The sequence below is a fragment of the Rhodococcus sp. NPDC058505 genome (assembly GCF_042720095.1).
Taxonomy (GTDB): Bacteria; Actinomycetota; Actinomycetes; order Mycobacteriales; family Mycobacteriaceae; genus Rhodococcus_G.
This window is the reverse complement of sequence record NZ_JBHXNB010000015.1, coordinates 1-4356: the sequence shown is the minus strand read 5'-3', so window position 1 is coordinate 4356 and position 4356 is coordinate 1. Positions and strand designations below refer to the sequence as shown.

At 70.6% G+C, this 4356-nt stretch carries 4 protein-coding genes; 3 read left to right on the top strand and 1 reads right to left on the bottom strand.

All coding sequences use genetic code 11. From position 1 onward, the window contains the following. Positions 1–143 precede the first annotated feature (143 nt). Positions 144–653, bottom strand: coding sequence for an alternate-type signal peptide domain-containing protein (locus ACFWPA_RS13000; RefSeq protein ID WP_378509229.1), 510 nt, complete (start codon positions 651–653; stop codon positions 144–146). A 663-nt stretch (positions 654–1316) separates the two neighbouring features. On the opposite strand from ACFWPA_RS13000, the gene ACFWPA_RS12995 reads away from it, so the two are divergent. Genes ACFWPA_RS12995 through ACFWPA_RS12985 form a run of 3 tightly spaced genes read left to right on the top strand, consistent with a single transcriptional unit; the run spans position 1317 to position 4134 of the window. Further along, on the top strand, positions 1317–1922 hold the full coding sequence (locus ACFWPA_RS12995) for a DNA-binding response regulator (RefSeq protein ID WP_378570463.1): 606 nt from the start codon (positions 1317–1319) through the stop codon (positions 1920–1922). Then, positions 1919–3103: a sensor histidine kinase gene (locus ACFWPA_RS12990; RefSeq protein WP_378509228.1), complete on the top strand. Its 1185-nt coding sequence runs from the start codon at positions 1919–1921 to the stop codon at positions 3101–3103. Before ACFWPA_RS12995 ends, ACFWPA_RS12990 begins: the two co-directional genes overlap by 4 nt. Positions 3104–3150: 47 nt before the next feature. After that, positions 3151–4134, top strand: a complete 984-nt coding sequence (locus ACFWPA_RS12985; protein ID WP_378570422.1) for a hypothetical protein — start codon at positions 3151–3153, stop codon at positions 4132–4134. Positions 4135–4356 lie beyond the last annotated feature (222 nt).

Below are 4356 nucleotides of genomic sequence, written 5' to 3'. Positions count from 1 at the left end.
GGGGCTCGTTTTTGTTTATACGCCCCCGGCGGGGGGTGGGGTTGGACGGTGGGGGGCCCCGCCCCCCCCACCCGAGTCGGGGGACGGGCGGTCCGGCCGGCACGTCAGGCGCCCGCCGCGTGCGCGGAAGGCGGGTCCGAGGGCTACTGCTGAGTCAGGGTGACCGTGAAGTTGCTCAGGTCGGCGGTCTTGCCCTGGTAGTCGGTTCCGGTCGCGTCGAACGCGAAGGAGGCCTTGGCCTTCACGACCTTGCCGTTGACCTGCGCGGGCGTGAGCACCCCACCCGGCACCGGTGCGCCGTCGATGGTGACGGTGATGTCCGGGTCCAGAGCCGGTGCCAGGTCCCCGGTGATGCTCGCGGCGTCCGCGACGAGCGTGGCCTCCAGGTTGTTGCCTTCCGCGGCAACCGCGAAGTCAGCGGTGTAGACGAGCACGTCCCCGGGGACGGCCTTGAAGGACGCGATGTCGGTGACGGCGGTGCCGTTGACGGTCCAGCCCGCAACGCCCTGCTGGGTCAGCGACATCGTGCCGGAGGTGATCGCACCACCGTCGATGGTGGCGGAATCGTTCCAGGCCGCCATGGTGCCCGCGCCGCCTGCGAGGAGGAGCGCGGCCGCACAGGCAGCGATGGCACCCTTGGTCTGCTTGTTCATCTGGTCAGCTTTCGTCGGACCCCACCGGGGTCTGGGAGTCGATGGTCGGAGCGGTTACGTGCGCCCAGGCAGTGGTGGGCTCTGCTTCGTGTGTGTCCGTGCTCGTTCGAGGATCGCGACGGTGACGACTGACGCCCAGAAATGGCCCTCATGGCCGACGCCGGGTTCGCGATGGGGAAGTGTCTACCACGCCAGCGAATCGTCCCGACGCGCTTTGAGGTCGTCCGTCCGAATGAATTTGGGCAGGTGTCCAAGTTGAGCCTTCATGCAACAGAGCCTCGGGCAACGCGAGCCCACGGACCTGCTGGTTCACTCCCCTCGACACCCGATTTCTGTCGGCCGATCGGCGGATACCGACAGCGCCAGCGAGTCCGTACCGTTCGCCTCCCCCGCCGCCGGGCGCGGAAAACTGCGCACTTGCCGCAGACGTCCGCTATCTCGCCGCAACAGCACCACCCGACGGCCGCTTCTTGTCCGCTCCGACTGCTACCGTCAACGCCGGAATCCCGTGACCCCCACGGTGAAGGCGCCAGGGACACCCCTCCCGTGAGACGACATTCGAGGAGCACGTTGACCGAGATCCACGCCGGCACCGGCGAGCCCGTCGCCTCGGAGCTTCGCGAACGCCGAATCGGCATCGTGGAGGACCACGAGTCGGTCGTGATGGGCCTCGAGGCGATGCTTGCCGATCATCCGAACCTCACCATCACCGCGGCCGCACCGACGGTGCCGGAGTTGCTCGCCTCGGGCGCGGACCTCGACCTCGTGATTCTCGACCTGCGCCTGGCGGACGGCTCGTCCCCAAAGTCGAACGTGGAGCAGTTGCGGGCCGCCGGGCTGGAGGCACTGGTCTTCACCAGCGCCGAGGACCCCTACCTCGTTCGTCTCGCCGCCAAGGCGGGTGTGCTCGGCGTGCTCCGCAAGTCGGAGCCCACCGCGACCGTCGTCGCCGCGATCACCCAGGCCGCGAACGGCGAGCAGGTGGTGACCACCGAGTGGGCCGCCGCCATCGACGGCGACCCCGGACTGCAGGACGTCGGCCTGAGCCCCCGTCAGCGTGACGTGCTTGCGCTGTATGCGTCCGGGGAGAAGGCCACCCGGGTCGCCAGCCTGACCGGGCTGGCACCGCACACCGTCAACGACTACCTCGGCCGGATCCGCGCCAAGTACGCCGAGGCCGGTCGCCCCGCCCGCACCAAAACCGACCTCTACAAGCGTGCGGTGGAGGACGGCTGGCTGCCCGGCCCCTCCCGTCACCAGAACGGATGACCGCCGCGTCCGGTGCGCACCGGGGCGCTACCGACCGCATCCTGCGCACCTTCGCGGTGTTCACCGGCGTCGGCTACCTCTTCTACCTGCTGCTACTGCTCCCGTCCGTGATCGGACAGGCCGACCGCCTCGACCGCTGGTGGACACCGGTGGCGACGCTCGCGGTCTTCGGATCCGGAATCGCGTTCGGGTTGTCCGCACTGTCCGCGGACAGCCGCACGGTCCGGCGCACCGCTGGGGTCGCCGCGGTGCTGTTCCTGGTCGCTCTCGGTACCGGCATGGTGGCGTGGCACGGCCCCGACCTCACCGACGGGCAGGGGGTGTGGCTGTCCGCCTTTCCCGGCGTCGCGAGCCTGGCCGCGGTCGCGGCGTGGCGTCCGGTTGTCGCCTTCGGGCACATGATCATCGCCAGCGCCGGTGTGCAGATCTTCAACGCGCTCGCCAGGGACCCCCGGATGACCAGCCCGCTGATCCCCGACATCGCGTTCTCGATCATGTTCTGCACGCTGTTCGTCGGCGCCGCGGTGATGGCGCTGCGCACCGGCCGAGTGCTGGACTCGACGCTCGACGCAACGCACGCGGCGGCCGCCGCTGCGGCGGCGCGTCACGCCCGCACCGTCGAACGCGCCCGTTTCGACGCGATGATTCACGACGGCGTGATGTCCACCCTGCTCGCCGCGTCGCGTCAGGGCACGACACCGAGCCTCAGCGCGCAGGCCGAGCGCACTCTGCGCCAATTCGACGCGCTCCGCGCCGGCCCGGCACCCGACGACCGGTTCGACGTCACCGAGATCGTCTCCCACCTGCGGACCGCGACCGGTGACGTGGACGACCACATCGATCTCGACGTGCGGCGCGCGCCGGGGCACCACACGCTGACGATGCCTGCGGAGGCGGCTCGTGCGGTCGGGGCCGCCCTGGCCGAGTCGCTGCGCAACAGCGTCCGGCATGCCGATCCCGGCGCCGAGCGCGGGGTGACGGTCACCGTGGGCGGGCGGAGCCTCACCGTCGAGGTGTCCGACAGCGGACCGGGATTCGATCCGAAAACCGTTCCCGCACACCGACTCGGACTCGCGGTCAGCATTCTCGGCCGGATGCGGCAACTGCCCGGCGGATCCGCGGCGATCGACTCACAGCCCGATGCGGGTACCCGGGTCCGGCTGTCCTGGAGTGCGCAGTGAACTCCCCTGAGCTCCAGGATAGCCGCGATGTGCGGACGCTGATCGGCATGAAGAGCCCCGCCGCGAACGCGATCGTCGCGTTCTACGCGGCAACCGTGGTGCTGCTGGCCGTGACCTCCAGGGCGGGCGTCAGCTCCTTCTGGCCGATCGCAGCCGCGGCGGTGATCGTCACGCTCGCTGCCGTTGCCCTGATTCGGGTGCCGGGTGACCCGATGCCGCTCGTGCCGACCCTGCTGACCACGGCAACCGGGCCGGTCACGGTCGCCCTGGTGCTGGCCGTGCTGCCGATCCCGATCGCGAATCCGCTGCAGCTGTGGCCGCTGGGCGCAGTGACCGCGATCTACGCGTTCATGGGGGTTCGTGGTCGGACCTGGTTCGCGTGGCTGGGGATGCTGTCGACGATCGGCACCTGTGTGGTGTGGTCGACGCTGACCGGGCAGGGCGCCGCCCACGGTCTCGCGATGTCGGTCATCAACATCGCCCCGCTGCTGATGGCGACCTTCTTCGCCTACACGATCCGGCCGGCGGCGCGGGACATCTTCGAGTTGCGGGCCCAGACCACCCGCAGGGCGGCCGCCGAGGCCGCGGACACCGCGGTCCTCGAGGAACGAGATCGTCAGCTACGCAGGCTCGACGAGCAGGCCCGACCCCTGCTCGACCGGATCGCCGCTGGTGAGTCCCTCGACGAGAGCGAGCGGCTCGCGTGCCGACTCCTCGAAGCGCATCTTCGAGACAGTGTCCGGGCGCCGGTGTTGTCCGACCGTGCCGTGGTGGTCGCGGCGCGCGACGCGCGGGCCCGCGGAGTCGAGGTGACCCTGCTCGATGACGGGGCCATGAACTTCGTCGCGGACGACGCCCGCCGCCGCTTTTTCGACCACGTCGCCTGCGAGCTGTCCGCAGCCACCGCGGGCGGGGTGACGGTCCGAATCCTGCCGCCGGGTCGGGCCGCGTCCGCGACGGTGCTGTGCAGCACGGCGGACGTGGTGCGCCGCACCGAGTTCGGCACCGACGGCCGCCCGCTCCGCGCCTGATGGAGGTGTCGATCGGCATCCGAGGTGAGAGGGCGGATTCGGCGCTGACCCGGTTCCCCGAGCTGCGCTGACACAACGGCGCGACGGTCTCGCAGGATGTCACGGCACCTCCCCGCCCGTCGCCTCCCCCGCGTCTGCGGGTCGAGCAACCCGGAGATCGGGGTCATGAGGTCGGCCCGTTGCCTCCCGACCCGCAACCCGCGTTGCCTGGCCCGGTCGGCA

Bases quoted from the DNA above. Each gene is read 5' to 3' on its own strand.
- ACFWPA_RS13000 (WP_378509229.1), bottom strand. From the start codon at position 653: ATGAACAAGCAGACCAAGGGTGCCATCGCTGCCTGTGCGGCCGCGCTC.
- ACFWPA_RS12995 (WP_378570463.1), top strand. From the start codon at position 1,317: ATGGGCCTCGAGGCGATGCTTGCCGATCATCCGAACCTCACCATCACC.
- ACFWPA_RS12990 (WP_378509228.1), top strand. From the start codon at position 1,919: ATGACCGCCGCGTCCGGTGCGCACCGGGGCGCTACCGACCGCATCCTG.
- ACFWPA_RS12985 (WP_378570422.1), top strand. From the start codon at position 3,151: ATGAAGAGCCCCGCCGCGAACGCGATCGTCGCGTTCTACGCGGCAACC.